General features: G+C 27.7%; 1 protein-coding gene. It reads right to left on the reverse strand.

Going from position 1 to position 382, the window contains the following annotated elements; translation table 11 throughout:
- The coding region (locus QWI17_RS01685; RefSeq protein ID WP_302720754.1) for an Lrp/AsnC family transcriptional regulator at nucleotides 1-269 on the reverse strand (269 nt) is incomplete at its 3' end.
- Nucleotides 270-382 lie beyond the last annotated feature (113 nt).

A 382-nucleotide genomic window follows, 5' to 3' on the forward strand; every position in this document is an offset into this window, starting at 1 on the left:
ATAAAGCCTTTGTTTAGTTTTTCGGCATCCAAAACGGCTCTATAATTTTTGATATAACCTTGTTGTTCCAACCTTTTTATACGTTCAAAAACGGGCGAAGGAGATAAATTAACTAAAGCTGCAATGGCTTTTACTGTCAATTTTGAGTCTTTTTGTAGAATTCTTAATAATTCTAAATCGGTTTGATCTAATGTTTCCATCCAAATAATATTCTTTTCAATACGATATTTTATCGTTGTTAAAGTATTTTGTTTTGTAAAATTAATCATATTAAGTGGTATAATCTTATTTTTTCAAGTTTTACAATCGTTTATTTTGTCTTGTTACATTTGTAAAGAAATAAACAATAAATTATTGGGGAATCGTGTGAGAATCACGAGCT

It is taken from the genome of Gilvimarinus gilvus (assembly GCF_030518155.1).
Classification (GTDB): Bacteria; Pseudomonadota; Gammaproteobacteria; order Pseudomonadales; family Cellvibrionaceae; genus Gilvimarinus; species Gilvimarinus gilvus.